Here is a 17,793-nt window from a genome sequence, read left to right on the forward strand (position 1 = left end):
CGCTCTGCCCGTACCGTCAGTTTCCGTTTGTGAACCTTGTCGATGGAAGGAGAGACCATGAGTATTCGCAAGACGATGCAACCCTTCGCCGTGCTGGTCGGCGCTGCCCTGACGCTCGCGCCGCTGTCCGGCTTCGCGGAAGATATGACGGTCAAGGTCGGCTTTGCCGCACCCTTGACGGGCGTGAATGCGGGCTATGGGAAAGACCTGCAAAACGGCGTGCGGCTCGCGATCGACGAGGCGAATGCACAGAAGATCAAGATCGGCGACAAGGTCGCGCATTTCGACCTCGTTTCCGAAGACGATCAGGCCGACCCGCGTATCGGCGTGCAGGCCGCGCAGAAGCTGGTCGACGAAGGTGTCTCGGTGGTCGTCGGCCACTTCAACTCGGGCACGACGATTCCGGCTTCGCAGGTCTATGAGCAGGCCGGCATTCCGGTCATCGATCCGGCCGCGACGAATCCGACGATCACGGGCCGCGGTTTCGCCAACACGTTCATGGTGATCTCCACCGATGCGCAAAACGCCGGCAATGCGGGCGTCTACGCCGTCGAGGTGACGAAGGCCAAACGTATCGCGATCATCGACGACCGCACCGCGTTCGGCCAGGGTGAAGCCGACGAGTTCGAAAAGGCCGTGAAGGCTCACGGCGGCACGATCGTCACGCGTGAGTACACCGACAACAAGTCCGTCGATTTCAGCACGCAGCTCACGAAGATCAAGTCGACCAACGCCGACCTGATTTTCTTTGGCGGTCTCGACACGCAGGCAGCCGGTATTGCCAAAAGGATGAAGCAGCTCGGCATCACGGCGCAGCTCGTGGGCGGCGGCGGCGTCGAGGACCCCGAGTTCATCAAGCTGGCGGGCGATGCAGCCGAAGGCGTGATGGCCTGGGAATACGGCCGGCCGCTGTCGCAACTGCCGGGCGGCAAGGACTTCTCGCAGAAGTTCAAGCAGCGCTTTGGTGTCGACATCCTGTCGTATGCGCCGTTCGGTTATGACGCGGCGTGGGCGGCGATCAAGGCGATGGAGGCCGCGAAATCGTCGACGCCGAACGCGTACCGGCCGGCGCTCAAGAGCATCAGCTTCGAGGGCATCACCGGAACGATCGCTTTCGACAGCACGGGCGCGCTCAAGAACGCGTCCTCGACGCTCTATCAGGTCAAGGGCGGCGCATGGGTGCCGGTCGTCACCAAGAACGGCGTATAAGCCTGCCCTGGCGTTCCTGACGTGACGTTCGCGCTGCGCGGTGCCTGTTCTTTAGCCGCGTAGCCCGAACGTGCCTGACTTTCCGCGCCCTTCACCACGACCTGCGAAAACGCGTCGCGCTCGATCCTGACGAGCGCGACGCGCGACGCGGCGAACTCTTCCGGCGAACACATCTGATGTCCGAACGCGGCGTGCAGTTGCCGCGTGACCTGCAGCGTCCGCGACACCGGATCGAACACATAGTGCGACACGTAATCGAACGATGCGTCGTGTACCTCGGTATCGTGCGGAACGTCGGTCACGCGCAGGTTGCCCGGCAGCGTGATCTGCGCGGTTTCGTCGAAGTCGCCGCCGATGCACACAAAAGGTTGTGTGCGCACCGGCTCGGCGAGCCATGCAAGCACCTGGGTCGCGATGCCGCCGGACAGGCTCGACAGCGCCGGTAGCGCCGTCGTGCCGTCGGGCCACGCGAAGTGTTCGACGGTGCCGTCAATCGTGCTCGTGAACGGTCCCTGCGTCGCCGCGAGGTCGCTGGTGCGCACCTCCGCCGTGCCCTGCAGGCCGGTTTGACGCAGACGGTCGACGGCGATCTGTTGTGCCCGCATGCGTGTCGAACGGCGGAACATGTTGCGTTCGGGTTCCGCCGTCGAACCGGAATCCTCGACGTGATACGTATAAGCCGCATTGCCGTCGGCACCGACGTCGAACTGCAGCCGCGCGCTGCGCCCGCGCGGCTGAACCGCCGGCGTACGCGACAGCACGCCTTCTCCCACCAGCAGCGCGGGCCGGTCCATCACGCCCGGCGGCAGATAGCCGAAGGCCGTGCCGCCCGCGGAGGCGTCGGCGTAGAGTCCGAGATCCGGCATCCAGAGGATGGCGTGGTTGATCGCGCCCGGGCCGTATCCCGGCACCGACGGCAGCGTATAGACCGGTCCCAGATTCAGCAGCACCGCTTCGCTACGGATGCCGACCGCCGCGAGCAGCGCGCCATATAGCGCGACGTAATCCTTGCAGTCGCCGTAGCGGTTGCGCAGGATGTCGGTCGCGCGATGCGGCACCGCGGCTGTCTCGCCCAGAAAGAGCGCGACGTAACGCACGTTAAAGCGCATCCAGTCGTAGAGCAGCTGCGCCTTTGTGCGCGGATCATCCGTTTGTGCCGTTAGCGAGCGGGCGAGTTGCACGATCGCGGGATCGTTGACACTCGTGTCCATGGCAGGCGAACGGTAGCGCTCCGCAAACGCGGCGTAATCCGGCGTGGTGGACACCATCAGACGGTCGCCCCACGTCACATAGCCCACGGCCCCACGCTCTGTCGGCGCATAGGGGCCGTGACGATATTCGAACGTGTAGCGGGTACGGCCGTTTTCCGTCACCGGATCGAGCGCGACGTAACCGCGCGCATCGACATGCAGCGGCAGCCCCGCCGGCAGATCGAAGATCAGTTGCTGGAACTCGACGGGTTCGCGCGTGGGTTCGACAAAATACGAAAACGTGCCTGCCTGAAGGGGTTTTGTGCGTTTCTTGCTGAAGACCAGATGCACGCGCGCGCCAGGTTCGACACCAGGAAAGATGACCGTGCGCAGCACGCCGTCCTGGAACGTCGGGGCCCCTGCGGAACGCGGTTCCTGCACATCGCGAATGCCTTCCGGACCTACGGGGTGCACCACACCGTCGCGGCCGATCGTCTCGGCGGTGAGCAGCTGGATCTGCTCGATGTCCTTGTTGAACCACACGTAACGCTGCGCGATGTCGTCGACGCCGCTTGTCGTGTTCGCGCGCAGGGTCGAGTCGTCGCGCTCCTCGACCGAGCCGTCGCTCTGCACGATGAAGAGATGGACGTCGCGTTCAAGCGTCGATGGAGGAACGTCCCCGACGCTCGCCGTGTCCGCCGCGTGCGCGGAAGGCATCGCGCAGCACACGGCCAGGCACGACGTCACGGCCAGAAGGCGCAGCACGCCATGTGGGCTCATACGTTGCGCGCGCCCGCCCGGTACGCGCGCGGACTGACGCCGAACTCGGTGCGAAATGCGTGGTTGAAATTCGATACGTCGTTAAAGCCGCAATCGAGCGCGACGTCAACGATCTTCGCGGTGTCGTCGACAAGCCGCAGCGCGGCAGCACGAATCCGCGCGCGCAGCACGTACTGATGCGGTGTCACGCCTGTCACGCGCTGAAACGTGCGAAGAAAATGGAATGCGCTCATGCTGGCCGCGCGCGCGAGCGTGTCGAGCGTGTGCACTTCGTGTGGCGCGTCATCGATCATCCGCGCAATCCGCGCGACGCGCGACGAAGCTGCCGCGGCAGGCGGCGGCACGCTCCCGCGATGCTCCGACGCGACGCTTAACGTCCTCGCCGCCAGTTCGACGACGAGCTCGTCCCACGGTGGTTGAATTGAACCGCTTGCCCCCGCGCACGCCCGGACCACGAGCGGCGCAAGCGCGCGCAGCGGCGGCACGCGTACCTTCCTGAACACGCGTTCGTCGCGGCGCATGCCGAGGTCCGCAGCGAGTTGTCCGAAATACGCGTCGGTATAGCTGACCGACACGCAGCGGTCGCCCGCGCCGTGACGATGGCCGCATTCGAAGCACTCGCCGGCATTGCCGAGCAGCAGCGAACCGGGCGTCAACAACTCGCGGCCGGCCGCCGCGCGATAACAGAACGATCCGGCGACGATCATCGCGATGCACACACCCGCGTGCTGCTCCTCGAACGGGCGGTCGCGCGGGCCGAACGTGCACAGCACGTCGCGGACCATCCAGCCTTCGCCCGACGCAAGCGGGCGCGCGCTCGTCTGGCCGCGCGCGCCTTCCAGCGTGCGCCGTGCCAGCGCCTCTTCCAGTTCTGCGGCAATTTTCCCCAAGATTTCACCTCGTCCCGGCCGGTACGCTTGTTTTATCACATTGACGGCGAACGCGGTTTCGCTGCGTGTGACCCTGACGACATCATCCCGGGAACACTGGAGAACGAACGATGAACGTGACTGAAGTAATCACTGAAGCACACGCGGCAGCCCGTTCCGAACAAGGCTTCGGCTCCGCGCTCGTGGCCGGCGGCCGCGCGGCCGGAATCGGCGAAGCAGACGATGCGTACGGCTGGCTCGCCGGAAGCTGGGAACTCGACGTGCTCCACTATCGCACCGACATGCGCGCACAGCGGTTGAAGGCCGAGGCGCATTTCACATGGGTGCTGGAAGGTCGCGCGGTGCAGGATGTCTGGATCATGCCGCCACGCAATGAACGCACACCGGCAAGCGGCCCGGACACGAACATGTATGGCATCACGGTACGCATCTGGGACGCAGCGTTGCGCGCGTGGCGCGTCACGTTTCTGAATCCCGTCACCGGCCAGCGCGATGAACTCATCGGCCGGCGCATCGGCGGCGATATCGTGCAGATCGGCACGCACGCGGACGGCACGCCGATCCGCTGGAATTTCACCGATATCACCCGCGATTCGTTTCACTGGACAGGTGTCGCACTTGAACCGGACGGCGTGACGTGGCGGCTCGAAGCCGAGTTCCTCGCACGCCGCATGCCCGGGTAATCGCGCTTCGCGGCGCGGTCGGTGCGCCGCGCCTTACAACCCTTTCGCGCGACGTTACCGTTCCTCGATCGCACGCAGCAGCGAGAGCGCGATGCCCCGCGCGGCCAGCCGTACATCATCGAGCGATGGAAACGACGGCGCGATCCGCAGATGCCGGTCGTCCGGATCGACGCCGTAAGGGTACGCAGCGCCTGCCGGCGTGAGCACGAGACCGGCCGCGGCCGCCAGCTCGACGGTTCGCTTCGCCCGCCCACGCGGCGCGTACAGGCTGATGAAGTAGCCGCCTTCCGGCTCGTTCCACGACACGTCCGGCACCCCGCCGAACCATTCGCCGAACACGCTTGCGACGGCATCGAACTTCGGCTTGAGCAGCGCCCGGTGACGGTCCATCAGTCGCTCGAGCCCCGCGCGATCGCGCAGAAAATGCACGTGGCGCAACTGGTTCAGCTTGTCCGGTCCGATCGTGCGCACCGCGGCATGTTTCTGCCACCACGCGATATTGCGCGGCGACGCAGCGAGGAACGCCACCGAAGCGCCCGCAAGCGTCACCTTCGAAAGCGATGCGAAGACGAGTGCACGATCCGGGTGCCCGGCGTTCGCACAGGCTTCGATCATGTCGGGTGTTGCGTGACGCGTTTCAGTCAGATGATGGAAGCGGTAAGCGTCATCCCACATCACACGGAAATCCGCCGCGGCGGTCTGCATCGACGCGAGGCGCTGCGTGACGTCACGCGACCAGCGTGCGCCCGTCGGGTTGCTGTAAAGCGGCACGCACCAGATGCCCTTGATCGTCGCGTCGTCACGTACCCGGGCTTCGACGAAATCCATATCGGGGCCGTCGTCATTGAACGGCACGGCAATCATGCGGATACCCAGCGCCTCGCAGATCGCGAAGTGCCGGTCGTAACCGGGCGCGGGACACAGAAACGAAACGCTGTCCTGTTTGCACCACGCGTCGCCGTCAGGCATGCCGTGCAGCATCGCGAAGGCCAGCGCGTCGTGCATCAGTTCAAGACTGGAATTACCGCCCGCGACGACCTGCGCGACCGGCACGTCCAGCAATGCCGCACCAAACTCGCGCGCCTCGGGCAGGCCGGATCCGTGCCCGTAATTGCGGCAATCGATTCCATCACGCGACAGGTAGCCCACCGAGCCTGCTTCATCGAGCAACGCGCGTGACAGGTCCAGCTGCTCGGGAGATGGCTTGCCGCGCGACATGTCGAGGCGCATTCCCAGTTTGCTGAAGTCGTCGTAGGTCGTCGGCATGGCGTTGGTCTACGGCCGCCCGGGCCGCGTCGAGTTGAAGTGCCGCCAGTATGCCGGTCACCCGGCGTTCAGACAAACGCGTTATATTGAATCTTTCGATCAGTTTTCCTGATATCGATGAAAGCACTTGATCTCGATGTTCTCTCGATGGTGGTCGCGATCGCGGACGCCGGCAGCTTCGTGCGCGGCGCGGCACTCGTGCATCGCTCGCAGTCGGCGTTGAGCATGCAGATCCGCGCGCTCGAGGAAACACTCGGCAAGCCGCTCTTCGTGCGCGGACCGCGCAACGTCACGCCGACGCAGGACGGCCTCGTGCTGATTGCGTACGCCCGTCAGATGCTCGCGTTGCGTGACGAAGCATGGGCCTCGATCGTTCACCCCGAAGTGAAGGGCCGCGTATCGATCGGCGTGCCGGACGACTACGCTTCATCGCTGCTGCCCGCGGTGTTGAGAAAATTTTCCGCGACGTATCCGAAAGTCGAGATTCAGGTCATGGGTTTGCCGAGCAGCGCACTCGCACCGCTCGTGCGCGACAACAAGATCGACCTTGCGTGCATCACGCGCGTGAAAGGCCTCACCGGCGACTTTATCCGCTTCGAACCGATGGTGTGGGCAGGTGCCGCGACGGGGCGCGAAATCTGGAAGGAACGGCCGCTGCCCATCGCGGTATTCGGCGTGGGCAGCGTGGCGCGTGCGAACGCGATTCATGCGCTGCAGCGCGCGAAAATCGCCTATCGCACGTCGTATGAAAGTCCGAGTCTGATGGGGCTATTCAGCATGGTCGAGGCGGGTCTCGCGGTGGCGCCCCTCGCCCGCTGCGCGGTGCCGCCGCACCTCGTGCAACTGGGGCGCACGCACGGTCTGCCGAAGCTGCCCGAGCTCGAAATCGTGCTGGCGCGCAGCACGCGTTCGAACCGTCCACCGTGCGACTTTCTCGCCGAACAGATCCTGACCGACCTGCACGTCTAGCAGACAGGCCCGGACACGCTCATTCACCCTCGCCGAGTTGCGCGAGCAGTTCCTGCAGCTTTTCGACATGCCGCAACAGCAGATGCCGGTGCTTCTCGATCTGTTCGAGCCGCCCGGTGAGATCGGCGTGCACGTGGCCGTCGATATCGGTTGCGGCGAGCACGTCTTCCACTTTCGCGCGCACGGCCGCCAGTTCGATGGGCGGATGGTTCAGGTAACGCTCGAAACGTCGCACGTCCTGCACCGCGAGATCACGCAGCTTGCGGAAATGCGCCAGACGACGATGCGCCTCCGCACCGAACGCCTCTTCTTCGACGCGTTTTGACGGCGCCGGTTGTCCAAAGATCGGCTCGGGCGGGCGCAACACCGACTTCTTGCGCACCGGATGCGCGGTGCCGCGAAAACGCGCACGCGGCGATTCGTTGTCGATCGCCGAACGTGCGCTATCGGGAATATCGCCCGCTGCACGCGGTGTATCCATCCACCCGGACGGCAGGCCCGTCACCGCTTCGACGCCGCGCACGAATTCCTCGCTGAATTCACGCTGGCCCGCCAGCATCAGTTTCAGATAGCTCGCGGAGAACGTCATCATCCGCGCAAGACGTGCCGCTGCACCCACCTCGTGGGTCAGCAGAACCAGGTTGGCCCGCCAGACCGCGAGCTGGGCGTCGTCAGAATCTTCCATCGCCGGGTCATCCATCTTTTCTCCCCCGATGTCGTCGTCGCGCCACCGCACGGCCCGCGCCGCGCGTGTCATCTGCATGAAGGGTAGTCGCATCGCCATGCTGCACGCAACCCGCGCGTGGGCGGACGTTGCGCTTCTGCATTGCAGCGGCTCGCAGTGCGCATGGCGTGCTGGATTGACCTGGGTGAACGGCTTGCGTTCCTTGCGCGTCGAAATGAGGCCCCGATGAAGCGCGCGTTCGCGCCGGGGCCCCCAGGACTGGACTTTGAATTGCTGGCGCGCTCCATGCTTGTTTTGCGCCGCAGCAATGAACTTCAGACGGCTGCCAGAACGCGTGCCATCGCAGTTTTTACCAGCGTTTCAAGCAGCGGTTCGACCTGGGCTGCCCGTTTTTCGTCATATGAATAGGGCATTTCTTCCTGCATGTACGTAATTTGCGTCAGTTCGAGCTGAACCGCGTGCACGCCCTTCTCCGGCTGGCCGTAGTGACGCGTGATGTAACCGCCCTTGAAACGGCCATTCGCCACGCCCGTGTAACCGCCGTGCGCCGTGACCATGCCGGCCAGTTCATCGGCGAGCCCCGGTGCGGCGCTCGCGCCGTTCGACGTGCCGAAGTTGAAATCCGGCAGACGTCCTTCGAAAAAACGCGGCACGTGCGAGCGGATCGAGTGTGCTTCCCACAGCAGCACCTTGCCGTGTTTTGCCTTGAGCGCCGCGAGCTCACGCTCGATGGCTTCGTGATACGGCTTCCAGTACGCGTCGCGGCGACGTGCGGTTTCGGCGTCGTCCGGCAGATGGCCTTCGCGATAGAGCGGCTCCTTGTCGAACGTATCGACAGGCAGCAGTCCGGTCGTGTCCTGGCCCGGATAGAGGTTCGCGCCGTCGGGCGGACGGTTCAGGTCGATCACATAGCGCGCGTACACCGGCATCAGGATCGATGCGCCGAGGCGCGCGGCGAACGCATACAGACGGTCGAGATGCCAGTCGCAATCGTCGGTGCGGGCGGCTGCTGGCGTCATGGTGGCGGCAATGTCGTCGGGAATGCGCGTGCCTACGTGCGGAATCGAAATCAGGAGCGGCAGGCTTCCCTGATGCAGCGAGAAAACCGGCGTGGAATTCGATGCAGTCATGTCAGTCCAGGATCAGTTCAAGGTCAATTCGTGCGGTTCACGGGCAGTTCCGGCATCCTGTTCCACCCTTCGTGAATGCATTCAGTGGATCATTTCAGCAGTTCGGCGAGTGCGCTGCGGTACTGCGACCACGCGCGTTCCTCGTCGCGATGCCTGCGGTTATCGACCACCTTGTCGCCGCCCGTATAGACATCGCGCACCGGCGTCTCGCCGTGTTCACAGAATACGACACCTGAGAGCCATGCGTCGGGCGCATGCTCCGCGATGCTGGCATGGTTCGCATCGAGCACGAGCCAGTCCGCGCGATGGCCGGCCTGCAACGCACCCACCGCGCGCCCGGTGGCACGCGCGCCGCCTTCGAGCGCCGCGCCGAAAAGCCGGTCGGCCACGTGCGTCGCATCGGCCGAAGCCAGCACGTTGCGCTGACGCCGCGACAGACGTTGCCCGTATTCGAGCAGCCGCAATTCCGAACGCCAGTCGACGCCGATATGGCTGTCCGATCCGATACCGAAGCGCCCGCCTGCTTCGAGGTATTCCTGGGCGGGAAAAATACCGTCGCCTAGATTCGCTTCCGTCGTGAGACAGAGGCCTGTCACGGCGCCGCTCTGTGCCAGCGCGACGGTCTCCGCCGCATCGACGTGCGTCGCGTGCACGAGGCACCAGCGCGAATCGACGTCGAAGCGGTCAAGCAGCCACTGCACCGGCCGCGCACCCTCGCTTTCGAGGCAGGCGTCGACTTCGGCGGTCTGCTCCGCGATATGGATGTGCACCGGTGCGCGCGGCAGCATCGCATCGAGTCCGGCCAGCAGCGCGCGCAGCGAATCGCCGGAGACCGCGCGCAGCGAATGCGGCGCGACGCCGTAGCGTAGCGACGCGTCTTCGGGACGCGCCGTGCGCAGGCGATCCAGCAGATCGAGCAGGCTCCCGGGCGTGTTGATGAAGCGCCGCTGGTCGTCGCGCGGCGCGAGCGCGCCAAAGCCGCTGTACTGGTAAAGCACGGGCAGCATCGTCATGCCGATGCCGCTTGCCTTCGCCGCATCGACGACGCGTTCAGCCAGTTCCGCCATGCTCGCGTAACGGCTGCCGTCGGGCGCGTGATGCACGTAGTGGAATTCGCACACGGACGTGTAGCCCGCCTTCAGCATTTCGATGTAGAGCCACTGCGCGATGGCGGCGAGCCCTTCGGGAGAAATGCGCGCGGCGAAACGATACATCAGGTCGCGCCAGCTCCAGAACGTATCGGTGGCGTTGGCGCGGTATTCGGTGAGACCGGCCATCGCGCGCTGGAACGCGTGCGAATGCAGATTCGGCATGCCGGGTATCACGGGGCCCGCGGCACGGGCAACACCAGTCGATGCTGTTGTGCTGTCCGGCGTCACGGCTGTCAGCATGCCGGCCGCGTCCCATTCGAGCAGCACGTTGCGACGCCAGCCGCCTGGCAGATACGCGTGGTCGGCGAACAGCGATTGAACGGATTGAGTCATCGTCGAACCTTGTGAAGAGTGCCTGCGCGGTCCGGCGTCAGGCGCTGCGCCGTGTATAAACCGTCTCGCCCGCGCGCACGACGCGCGCGCACAACGGACGGCCGATCCAGTATGCGAGTTCCGCGAGCGTGTCGACAGACCACACCGCGAAATCCGCCTGGCGCCCCGCTGCCAGCGTGCCGTGTCGCGCGGCCTGGCCGAGCGCGCGCGCCGCGTGCGTCGTCACGCCTTGCAGCACTTCGGGTACGGTCATGCGAAAGAGCGTCGTCGCCATGTTCATCATCAGCAACAGCGAGGTCGTGGGCGATGTGCCGGGATTGCTGTCGGTGGAAATCGCGATCGGCACGCCGTGACGGCGCAGCAGGTCGATGGGCGGCAACTGCGTCTCGCGAATGAAGTAATACGCGCCCGGCAACAGCACGGCGACCGTGCCCGACGCCTTCATCGCGGCTACGCCTGTTTCGTCGAGAAATTCGAGGTGATCCGCGGAGAGCGCACGATGTCGTGCGGCCAGCGCGGTGCCCCCGCTGTTCGACAACTGCTCGGCGTGCATCTTCACAGGTAGCCTGTGGCGCTCCGCCGCTTCGAACACGCGCTCGCTTTGCGCGAGCGAAAAACCGATGCGTTCGCAGAACACGTCGACGGCGTCGACGAGACCTGCATCGGCAAGCACGGGCAACATGCGCTCGCAGACTTCGGTGATGTAGTCGTCGGCGCGGCCGGCGAATTCCGGCGGCAACGCGTGCGCGCCAAGAAACGTCGTGTAGACGGAAACGGGATAACGTTCGCCGAGGCGACGCGCGACGCGCAGCATCTTGCGCTCGCTCGCCAGATCGAGACCGTAGCCGGACTTGATTTCAACCGCTGTGACGCCTTCGGCGAGCAGCGGTTCGAGGCGCGCAGCCGACTGGCGGAACAGCGTGTCTTCGTCGGCGGCACGCGTCGCGCGCACCGTCGAGACGATGCCGCCGCCCTGCTTCGCGATTGCTTCGTAGCTCACGCCGGCAAGGCGTTGTGCGAATTCATCGGCGCGCTGGCCGCCATACACGAGATGCGTATGGCAATCGACGAGGCCCGGCGTCACCCACGCGCCGCCCAGGTCTTCGCGTGGCCACGTTTCGTATTCTTCGGGAAGTGCATGCGACGCGCCGAGCCAGGCGATCTGGCCATCGCGCACGGCGATCGCCGCATCGGGAATGGTCTGATCCGGATCGCCTTGCGGGCAGAGATTCAGGTGATGCCAGACGGTGTGCTTCATCGCGTGCTCATTGCCATGTGGATGCGAAAAAAACACGGCTTCGAGAAATCGAAGCCGTGTCCGTCATGCGTAGCGAACGCCGATCGCGAGCACCGCGCCCGCTTTTGCGTCTGCCTCCGCGCACTTGACCGCGCACGCCAGCGCGTGCGGGGCGTCGATACGCAGCGTGTCGTTGTCCGTGAGATGAAACGGCGCGTGCCCGTCGAGTGTGATTTCAACCGGACCCGCGGCGCAGAACAGCAACACGACGTCCGCTGCCAGCGTATGTTGCGATTCGCCGCGCCAGACTTCGACGTCGCCCGTTGCCGCGCCACGCCGCACCATCAGGTTGAAGTCGCGCGTCGCGCCATCGACAAGCCGCGCATCGATCGATGCCTCGCCTGTAAAGCGCGCGATATCGAGCGGCTGCGTCAACGCATGCGTGTGACCTTCGGCGTCATCGAGCAGCATGCCCGCGCCCGAGAGCAGCACGAGCGTGCGGTCGATGCCAGCGAAACGCGAGAACGGCCCCGGCTGCGCCACATCGGCGACGCTCACGCGCCACACGAACGTATCGAGCGCCGCACCTTCCGGCTGGACCACGACTTCCCGCGTGACGCCGCCGCTGTTCTTCCACGGCGACGCCACGAGATCGACGCCGCGCAGCAACGACACCTGCGTCGTATTCAACGCGTGCGCCATCGATCAGCGGCCGAGCATCGGCAGATTGAGACCCGCCTCGCGCGCCGTTTCCCGCGCAAGTTCATAGCCGGCATCCGCGTGACGCATCACGCCCGTCGCTGGATCGTTGAACAGCACGCGGCCAAGACGCTCCTTCGCGGCATCCGTGCCGTCGGCGACGATCACGACGCCCGCGTGCTGGCTGAAGCCCATGCCGACGCCGCCGCCGTGATGCAGCGACACCCACGACGCGCCGCCCGCCGTGTTCAGCAGTGCGTTGAGAAGCGGCCAGTCGCTGACTGCATCCGAGCCGTCCTTCATCGATTCCGTTTCGCGGTTCGGGCTTGCAACCGAACCCGTATCGAGGTGGTCGCGGCCGATCACGACCGGCGCCTTCAGTTCGCCGTTCCTCACCATTTCGTTGAACGCCTGGCCGAGACGATAGCGATCCTTCACGCCGACCCAGCAAATCCGCGCCGGCAGCCCCTGGAACGCAATGCGTTCGCGCGCCATGTCGAGCCAGTTGTGCAGATGCGGATCGTCCGGAATCAGTTCCTTCACCTTCGCATCGGTCTTGTAGATGTCTTCCGGATCGCCCGACAGCGCGACCCAGCGGAACGGCCCCTTGCCTTCGCAGAAGAGCGGACGGATATACGCCGGCACGAAGCCCGGGAAATCGAACGCGTTTTCGACGCCCATTTCCAGCGCCATCTGGCGGATGTTGTTGCCGTAATCGAGCGTCGCCGCGCCGCGTTCCTGCAGCGTGAGCATCGCCTGCACCTGCTTCGCCATCGACTGCTTCGCGGGCAGCACGATGCTGTCCGGCACCGTCTTCTGACGCTCGCGCCAGTCCTCGACGTTCCAGCCCTGCGGCAGATAGCCGTGAATCGGATCGTGCGCGCTCGTCTGGTCGGTCACGCAGTCAGGCGTGATGCCGCGCGTCACGCATTCGGCGAACACGTCGGCGGCGTTGCCGAGCAGACCGATCGAAACCGGCTTGCCGGCCTTTTTCGCTTCGTCGAGCATCGCGAGCGCTTCGTCGAGCGTCGCGGCCTTTTTGTCGACGTAGCGTGTCTTCAGACGGAAGTCGATACGCGTCTCGTCGCATTCCACGGCGATCATCGAGAAGCCTGCCATCGTCGCGGCGAGCGGCTGCGCGCCGCCCATGCCGCCGAGGCCGCCCGTCAGGATCCAGCGGCCCGACGGATCGCCGTTGAAGTGCTGGTTCGCGACCGAGAAGAACGTTTCGTACGTGCCCTGCACGATGCCCTGGCTGCCGATGTAGATCCAGCTGCCGGCCGTCATCTGGCCGTACATCATCAGGCCCTTGCGGTCGAGTTCGTGGAAGTGTTCCCACGTCGCCCAGTGCGGCACGAGATTCGAATTCGCGAGCAGCACGCGCGGCGCGTCGGCATGCGTCCTGAACACGCCCACCGGCTTGCCCGACTGGATCAGCAGCGTTTCGTCTTCGTTCAGGTCCTTGAGCGACTTGAGGATCTGGTCGTAGCAGTCCCAGTTGCGCGCGGCGCGGCCGATGCCACCGTACACCACGAGCGCATGCGGATGCTCGGCGACTTCCGGGTCCAGATTATTCTGGATCATGCGGTACGCGGCTTCCGCGATCCACGTCTTGCAGGTCTTTTCGCTGCCGCGCGGCGCGCGGATCGTGCGGGTCGGGTCGAGACGCGGATCGATATGTTTCGGGTTGTTCATGGTGATGGCCCTCAAATGCCCAGAGAGAAAGTTCAGAAGTGTCCGGTGAAGCGATAGCGGCTGCCGGGATGCCACAGGTTGGCCACCGAGGCGACCAGACCCTGCGACCACGTGCGTCGATGCAGTACGAGGCAGGCCTCCGTTTGACTCATGGTCAGGAGCGCGCGGGTCTCGTCGTCCGCGGCGAGCGCCTCGATGCGGTACTCGACGCGCTGCAGCGGCGCGACGCGCACGAGATACTGGTTCGGCGTCGTGCGCGTGAAATCCTGCAACGCGTATTCGGGTGCAACCGACGGATTGACCCAGCGTTCTTCGAGCTGCACCGGCTCGTCGTTTTCGAAATGCAGCAGGCGCGAATGAAAGAGCGGATTGCCTGCGTTGACCTGCATTTCGCCCGCGAGCACCTCGTCGGCGATCGTCGCGCCGACGTGCAGCACGCTCGCGTGATAGCGATGGCCGCGCGCGACGATTTCGTCGGAGATGCTGCGGATCGCGACCAGCGTCGACTCGTACTTCGGCCGCGCGACGAACGTGCCGGAACCCTGCACGCGCGTGAGCACCTGCTCCGACGTGAGTTCGCGCAGCGCGCGGTTCACCGTCATGCGCGCGACGTTGAATTCACGTGCCAGTTCGTTTTCCGACGGGACCTGGTCGCCCTCCGACCACTCGCCCGCGTGAATGCGCCCGAGGATGAAGTCCTTGATCCCCTGATAAGCCGGTGCGTTCATGTCTCTTCGTGCTTGACGTGCTTACTGTTCGGACGCGAACGAGAACGGCGCGTGCGCCGCGATCGTGCCGTTCTGCACCAGACGCGTAATCGCGACGATGTCCGGCGAGAAGTAATGATCGAGCTCGTAATGCGCGACTTCGCTGCGCACGGTCTGCATCACACGCTGCAGGCTCGGGCTCGTCTGGTGCGGCGCGCGCAGGTCGATACCCTGCGCCGCGGCCAGCAGTTCGATCGACAGGATGTTCGCGGTGTTCTCCGCCATGTCGGCGAGCTTGCGCGCGGCGAACGTCGCCATCGAAACGTGATCTTCCTGGTTCGCCGAAGTAGGCAGCGAATCCACCGAAGCCGGATGCGCGAGCGTCTTGTTTTCCGAAGCGAGCGCCGCGGCCGTGACGTGCGCGATCATGAAGCCGGAGTTCACGCCGCCATCGCGGACGAGGAACGGCGGCAGGCCCGACAGCGTCGCATCGATCAGGAGCGCGATGCGGCGCTCCGCGAGCGCGCCGATTTCGGCGACGGCGAGCGCGAGGTTGTCCGCCGCGAACGCGACCGGCTCGGCGTGGAAGTTACCGCCCGACAGCACTTCGCCCGTATCCGGGAAAATCAGCGGGTTATCGGACACCGCGTTCGATTCGATCAGCAGCACGTCGGCGGCGTGACGCATCTGGTCGAGGCACGCGCCCATCACCTGCGGCTGGCAGCGCAGGCTGTACGGATCCTGCACCTTGTCGCAATCGGCGTGCGAGACGTTGATCGCCGAGCCGTCGAGCAGCGAGCGGTACGCCGCCGCCGCATCGATCTGACCTTGATGGCCGCGCAGCGCGTGGATACGGTGATCGAACGGCTTGACCGAACCCATGGCCGCGTCGACCGACAGCGCGCCGGAGACGAGCGCGGTGCGGAACAGATCTTCGATCGCGAACATGTTGTAGAGCGCGAGCGCGGTGGACGCCTGCGTGCCGTTGAGGAGCGCGAGGCCTTCCTTCGCCTGCAGTGTAAGCGGCTTGAGACCGGCGACGCGCAGGCCTTCGATGGCCGCCGCGCGCTCGCCGCGAATGAACACTTCGCCGATGCCGAGCAGCACGCCCGACATGTGCGCGAGCGGCGCGAGGTCGCCCGATGCGCCGACCGAACCCTTCACCGGAATCACCGGCAGCACGTCGGCGTTGAACAGCGTGAGCAGCGCGTTCATCACTTCGCGACGGATGCCCGAATGACCGCGGCCGAGGCTCGACAGCTTCAGCGCCAGCAAGAGACGCACCACCGGACGCGACATCGGCTCGCCCACGCCGACCGCGTGCGACAGCACGAGATTGCGTTGCAGCAGTTCGAGCTGGTCGTGCGGGATGTGCGTGCTGGCCAGACGACCGAAGCCGGTATTGATGCCATACGCCGGCTCGCCCTTCGCGGCGATGTCCGCGACGGCCTGCGCGCCGGCGTCGATGGCCGCGAAGCTGGCCGGGTCGAGTTCAAGCGTGAGCTGCTCGCGGGCAATCACGCGGAGTTGCTTGAGGGTCAGGCTGCCGGGCGTAAGAATCATGATGAGAAATCCTGTCTATACAATTGAGTTTGAAGTGTAGCGTTGCGCTCTTGTCTATACAACTTGTTTTTGTGAGATTGGGACCAGGGGTTTCCAGTAGAAGTAGAGGAGTTCTGCTCCACCGGCCCTTCCCGCTTGCGGCGGACGCGCCTTGCGCTGGCTGCTCGTGTCATCGGCCAGCGCCATAACTTGTATATACACCTGCTCCATCAGGGCTCGCAACCGGACAAAAAACGGGCGCCCGGACGGCATCGGCATCGTATTTATTGACTAAAAATCAATATTCATTTGAGACGCAGCCACTTTTTGACAAAGTCCGCTGGACGGATACTGGATGCCTCTCATCGCGAATCAACCAGCAGGAGTCAGGTCATGAAAGTTTTCGTCACGGGCGCAGCGGGCTTTATCGGCGGTTCCATCGCGGCGGGCCTCGTGCGCGCCGGGCATCAGGTCACGGGGCTCGTGCGCCGTCCCGAACAGGCCGAGGCGCTCAGGCGTCTGGGCATCGAACCCGTCATGGGCGACCTCGACGACCGCGCGTTGCTCATCGCGCAGGCACAGGCCGCCGACGGCGTCATCAACGCCGCCAGCAGCGATCATCGTGGCGCCGTCGAGGCGCTGATCGAAGGCCTTGCCGGCTCAGGCAAGCCGTTTCTGCATACGAGTGGTTCGAGCATCGTCGGCGATGCGTCGGGCGGCGAAGGCACCGATGCGATCCATTACGAAGACCGTCTGCCCGCGCCGACCGCCGACAAGGCGCCGCGCGTCGCGATCGACAACCTCGTGCTCGACGCCGCCCATCGTGGCATCCGCTCGAGCGTGCTGTGCAACACGCTCATCTACGGTCACGGCGCGGTGCCGGGTACGCAAAGCGTGCAGCTGCCGCGTCTGCTGCGTCAGGCGCAAAAAAGCGGCGTGGTGCGGCACGTGGGCAGCGGCGGCAACATCTGGTCGAACGTGCATATCGACGACGTCGTCGAACTCTATCGTCTCGCGCTCGAAAAATCGCCGGCCGGCACGTTCTATTTCGTCGAAAGCGGCGAAGCGATGTTCCGCGACATGACCGCGGCGATGGCCGACGCGCTCAAGCTCGGCAAGCCACAGGACTGGCCGCTCGAAGAAGCGAAGCAGGAATGGGGTTATGAAATGGCGTCGTACGGGCTCGGCTCGAACAGCCGCGTGCGCGGTACGCGTGCCCGCACATTGCCTGGCTGGAAACCGCGGCATACGTCGGTGATCGACTGGATTCGTAACGAGATGGTGAGCACGCCGTAAGCTGCCCGAGGGGCAAATGAAGGAAGCCGTGACATGCGTGCAACATCGCACGTTCGCGTAGCGGATCCGTAAGCTCAACTCGATAGAATTGCGCTCATTATCTGGCGCGTTGTGTCGCCGGGCGCGGATTCCCGATGTTCATTGCACTCAATTTCGACTGGCTGACCAACCTTCTCGCGATCCTGTTCATCGTGGCGTGCCTCTATGATGTACGCCACGATGAATACGGCACGTTGACGCTATCCGCCGCCGCGATGGGGCTCGCCGTGATGGCGATCGAGTTTTTCCTCAAGCCCGCATTCGAAATGGCGCTGTAAGTCGCGGCGATTTA

General features: G+C 64.9%; 16 protein-coding genes. 5 read left to right on the top strand and 11 right to left on the bottom strand.

Annotated features, from left to right (window positions below):
• Positions 1–57: 57 nt before the first annotated feature.
• Positions 58–1,209, top strand: a complete 1,152-nt coding sequence (locus tag LPA34_RS13950; protein ID WP_228979041.1) for a branched-chain amino acid ABC transporter substrate-binding protein — start codon at positions 58–60, stop codon at positions 1,207–1,209.
• Here LPA34_RS13950 and LPA34_RS13955 read toward each other — a convergent pair.
• Together LPA34_RS13955 and LPA34_RS13960 are read right to left on the bottom strand one after the other, a co-directional pair.
• Complete coding sequence (locus tag LPA34_RS13955; protein WP_407672599.1) at positions 1,158–3,179, bottom strand: DUF3857 domain-containing transglutaminase family protein; 2,022 nt, start codon at positions 3,177–3,179, stop codon at positions 1,158–1,160. The two genes, LPA34_RS13950 and LPA34_RS13955, sit on opposite strands and share 52 nt — an antisense overlap.
• Positions 3,176–4,069, bottom strand: a complete 894-nt coding sequence (locus LPA34_RS13960) for a helix-turn-helix transcriptional regulator (RefSeq protein ID WP_228979042.1) — start codon at positions 4,067–4,069, stop codon at positions 3,176–3,178. Before LPA34_RS13960 ends, LPA34_RS13955 begins: the two co-directional genes overlap by 4 nt.
• A 110-nt stretch (positions 4,070–4,179) precedes the next feature.
• On the opposite strand from LPA34_RS13960, the gene LPA34_RS13965 reads away from it, so the two are divergent.
• Complete coding sequence (locus tag LPA34_RS13965) at positions 4,180–4,752, top strand: hypothetical protein (protein ID WP_228979044.1); 573 nt, start codon at positions 4,180–4,182, stop codon at positions 4,750–4,752.
• Positions 4,753–4,806: 54 nt separating this feature from the next.
• On the opposite strand, the gene LPA34_RS13970 is transcribed toward LPA34_RS13965, so the two are convergent.
• On the bottom strand, positions 4,807–6,018 hold the full coding sequence (locus tag LPA34_RS13970) for an aminotransferase class I/II-fold pyridoxal phosphate-dependent enzyme (RefSeq protein WP_228979050.1): 1,212 nt from the start codon (positions 6,016–6,018) through the stop codon (positions 4,807–4,809).
• 117 nt (positions 6,019–6,135) lie between these two features.
• Between LPA34_RS13970 and LPA34_RS13975 the strand changes: the two genes are divergently transcribed.
• Positions 6,136–6,987, top strand: coding sequence for a LysR substrate-binding domain-containing protein (locus tag LPA34_RS13975; protein ID WP_228979052.1), 852 nt, complete (start codon positions 6,136–6,138; stop codon positions 6,985–6,987).
• A 19-nt stretch (positions 6,988–7,006) separates the two neighbouring features.
• Here the strand turns inward: LPA34_RS13975 and LPA34_RS13980 are convergent, their stop codons facing one another.
• From LPA34_RS13980 to hutH, 8 genes are all read right to left on the bottom strand, one after another.
• Positions 7,007–7,672, bottom strand: coding sequence for a hypothetical protein (locus LPA34_RS13980; RefSeq protein ID WP_228979257.1), 666 nt, complete (start codon positions 7,670–7,672; stop codon positions 7,007–7,009).
• A gap of 314 nt (positions 7,673–7,986) precedes the next feature.
• Entirely contained in the window at positions 7,987–8,802 is an 816-nt protein-coding gene (gene hutG, locus LPA34_RS13985; RefSeq protein ID WP_228979055.1) for an N-formylglutamate deformylase, read from the bottom strand.
• Between the two features lie 89 nt (positions 8,803–8,891).
• Positions 8,892–10,286: a formimidoylglutamate deiminase gene (locus LPA34_RS13990; protein WP_228979057.1), complete on the bottom strand. Its 1,395-nt coding sequence runs from the start codon at positions 10,284–10,286 to the stop codon at positions 8,892–8,894.
• A gap of 37 nt (positions 10,287–10,323) precedes the next feature.
• Complete coding sequence (hutI, locus tag LPA34_RS13995) at positions 10,324–11,544, bottom strand: imidazolonepropionase (RefSeq protein WP_228979059.1); 1,221 nt, start codon at positions 11,542–11,544, stop codon at positions 10,324–10,326.
• A gap of 63 nt (positions 11,545–11,607) precedes the next feature.
• Positions 11,608–12,225 (bottom strand): HutD/Ves family protein, encoded by a 618-nt coding sequence (locus tag LPA34_RS14000; RefSeq protein ID WP_228979061.1) that lies wholly within the window; start codon positions 12,223–12,225, stop codon positions 11,608–11,610.
• Positions 12,226–12,228: 3 nt separating this feature from the next.
• The gene (gene hutU / locus LPA34_RS14005; RefSeq protein WP_228979063.1) at positions 12,229–13,917 is read right to left on the bottom strand and encodes a urocanate hydratase; all 1,689 of its coding nucleotides are present in this window, start codon (positions 13,915–13,917) and stop codon (positions 12,229–12,231) included.
• Between the two features lie 32 nt (positions 13,918–13,949).
• Complete coding sequence (gene hutC / locus LPA34_RS14010) at positions 13,950–14,645, bottom strand: histidine utilization repressor (RefSeq protein ID WP_228979065.1); 696 nt, start codon at positions 14,643–14,645, stop codon at positions 13,950–13,952.
• Between the two features lie 21 nt (positions 14,646–14,666).
• Entirely contained in the window at positions 14,667–16,190 is a 1,524-nt protein-coding gene (gene hutH, locus LPA34_RS14015; protein ID WP_228979258.1) for a histidine ammonia-lyase, read from the bottom strand.
• 369 nt (positions 16,191–16,559) lie between these two features.
• Here hutH and LPA34_RS14020 point away from each other — a divergent pair, with 369 nt between their 5' ends.
• Together LPA34_RS14020 and LPA34_RS14025 are read left to right on the top strand one after the other, a co-directional pair.
• Complete coding sequence (locus LPA34_RS14020) at positions 16,560–17,462, top strand: NAD-dependent epimerase/dehydratase family protein (protein WP_228979067.1); 903 nt, start codon at positions 16,560–16,562, stop codon at positions 17,460–17,462.
• 134 nt (positions 17,463–17,596) lie between these two features.
• Positions 17,597–17,779, top strand: a complete 183-nt coding sequence (locus tag LPA34_RS14025) for a hypothetical protein (RefSeq protein ID WP_228979069.1) — start codon at positions 17,597–17,599, stop codon at positions 17,777–17,779.
• The last annotated feature ends 14 nt before the right edge of the window (positions 17,780–17,793 follow it).

It is taken from the genome of Paraburkholderia gardini (genome assembly GCF_907164575.1).
Taxonomy (GTDB): domain Bacteria; phylum Pseudomonadota; class Gammaproteobacteria; order Burkholderiales; family Burkholderiaceae; genus Paraburkholderia; species Paraburkholderia gardini.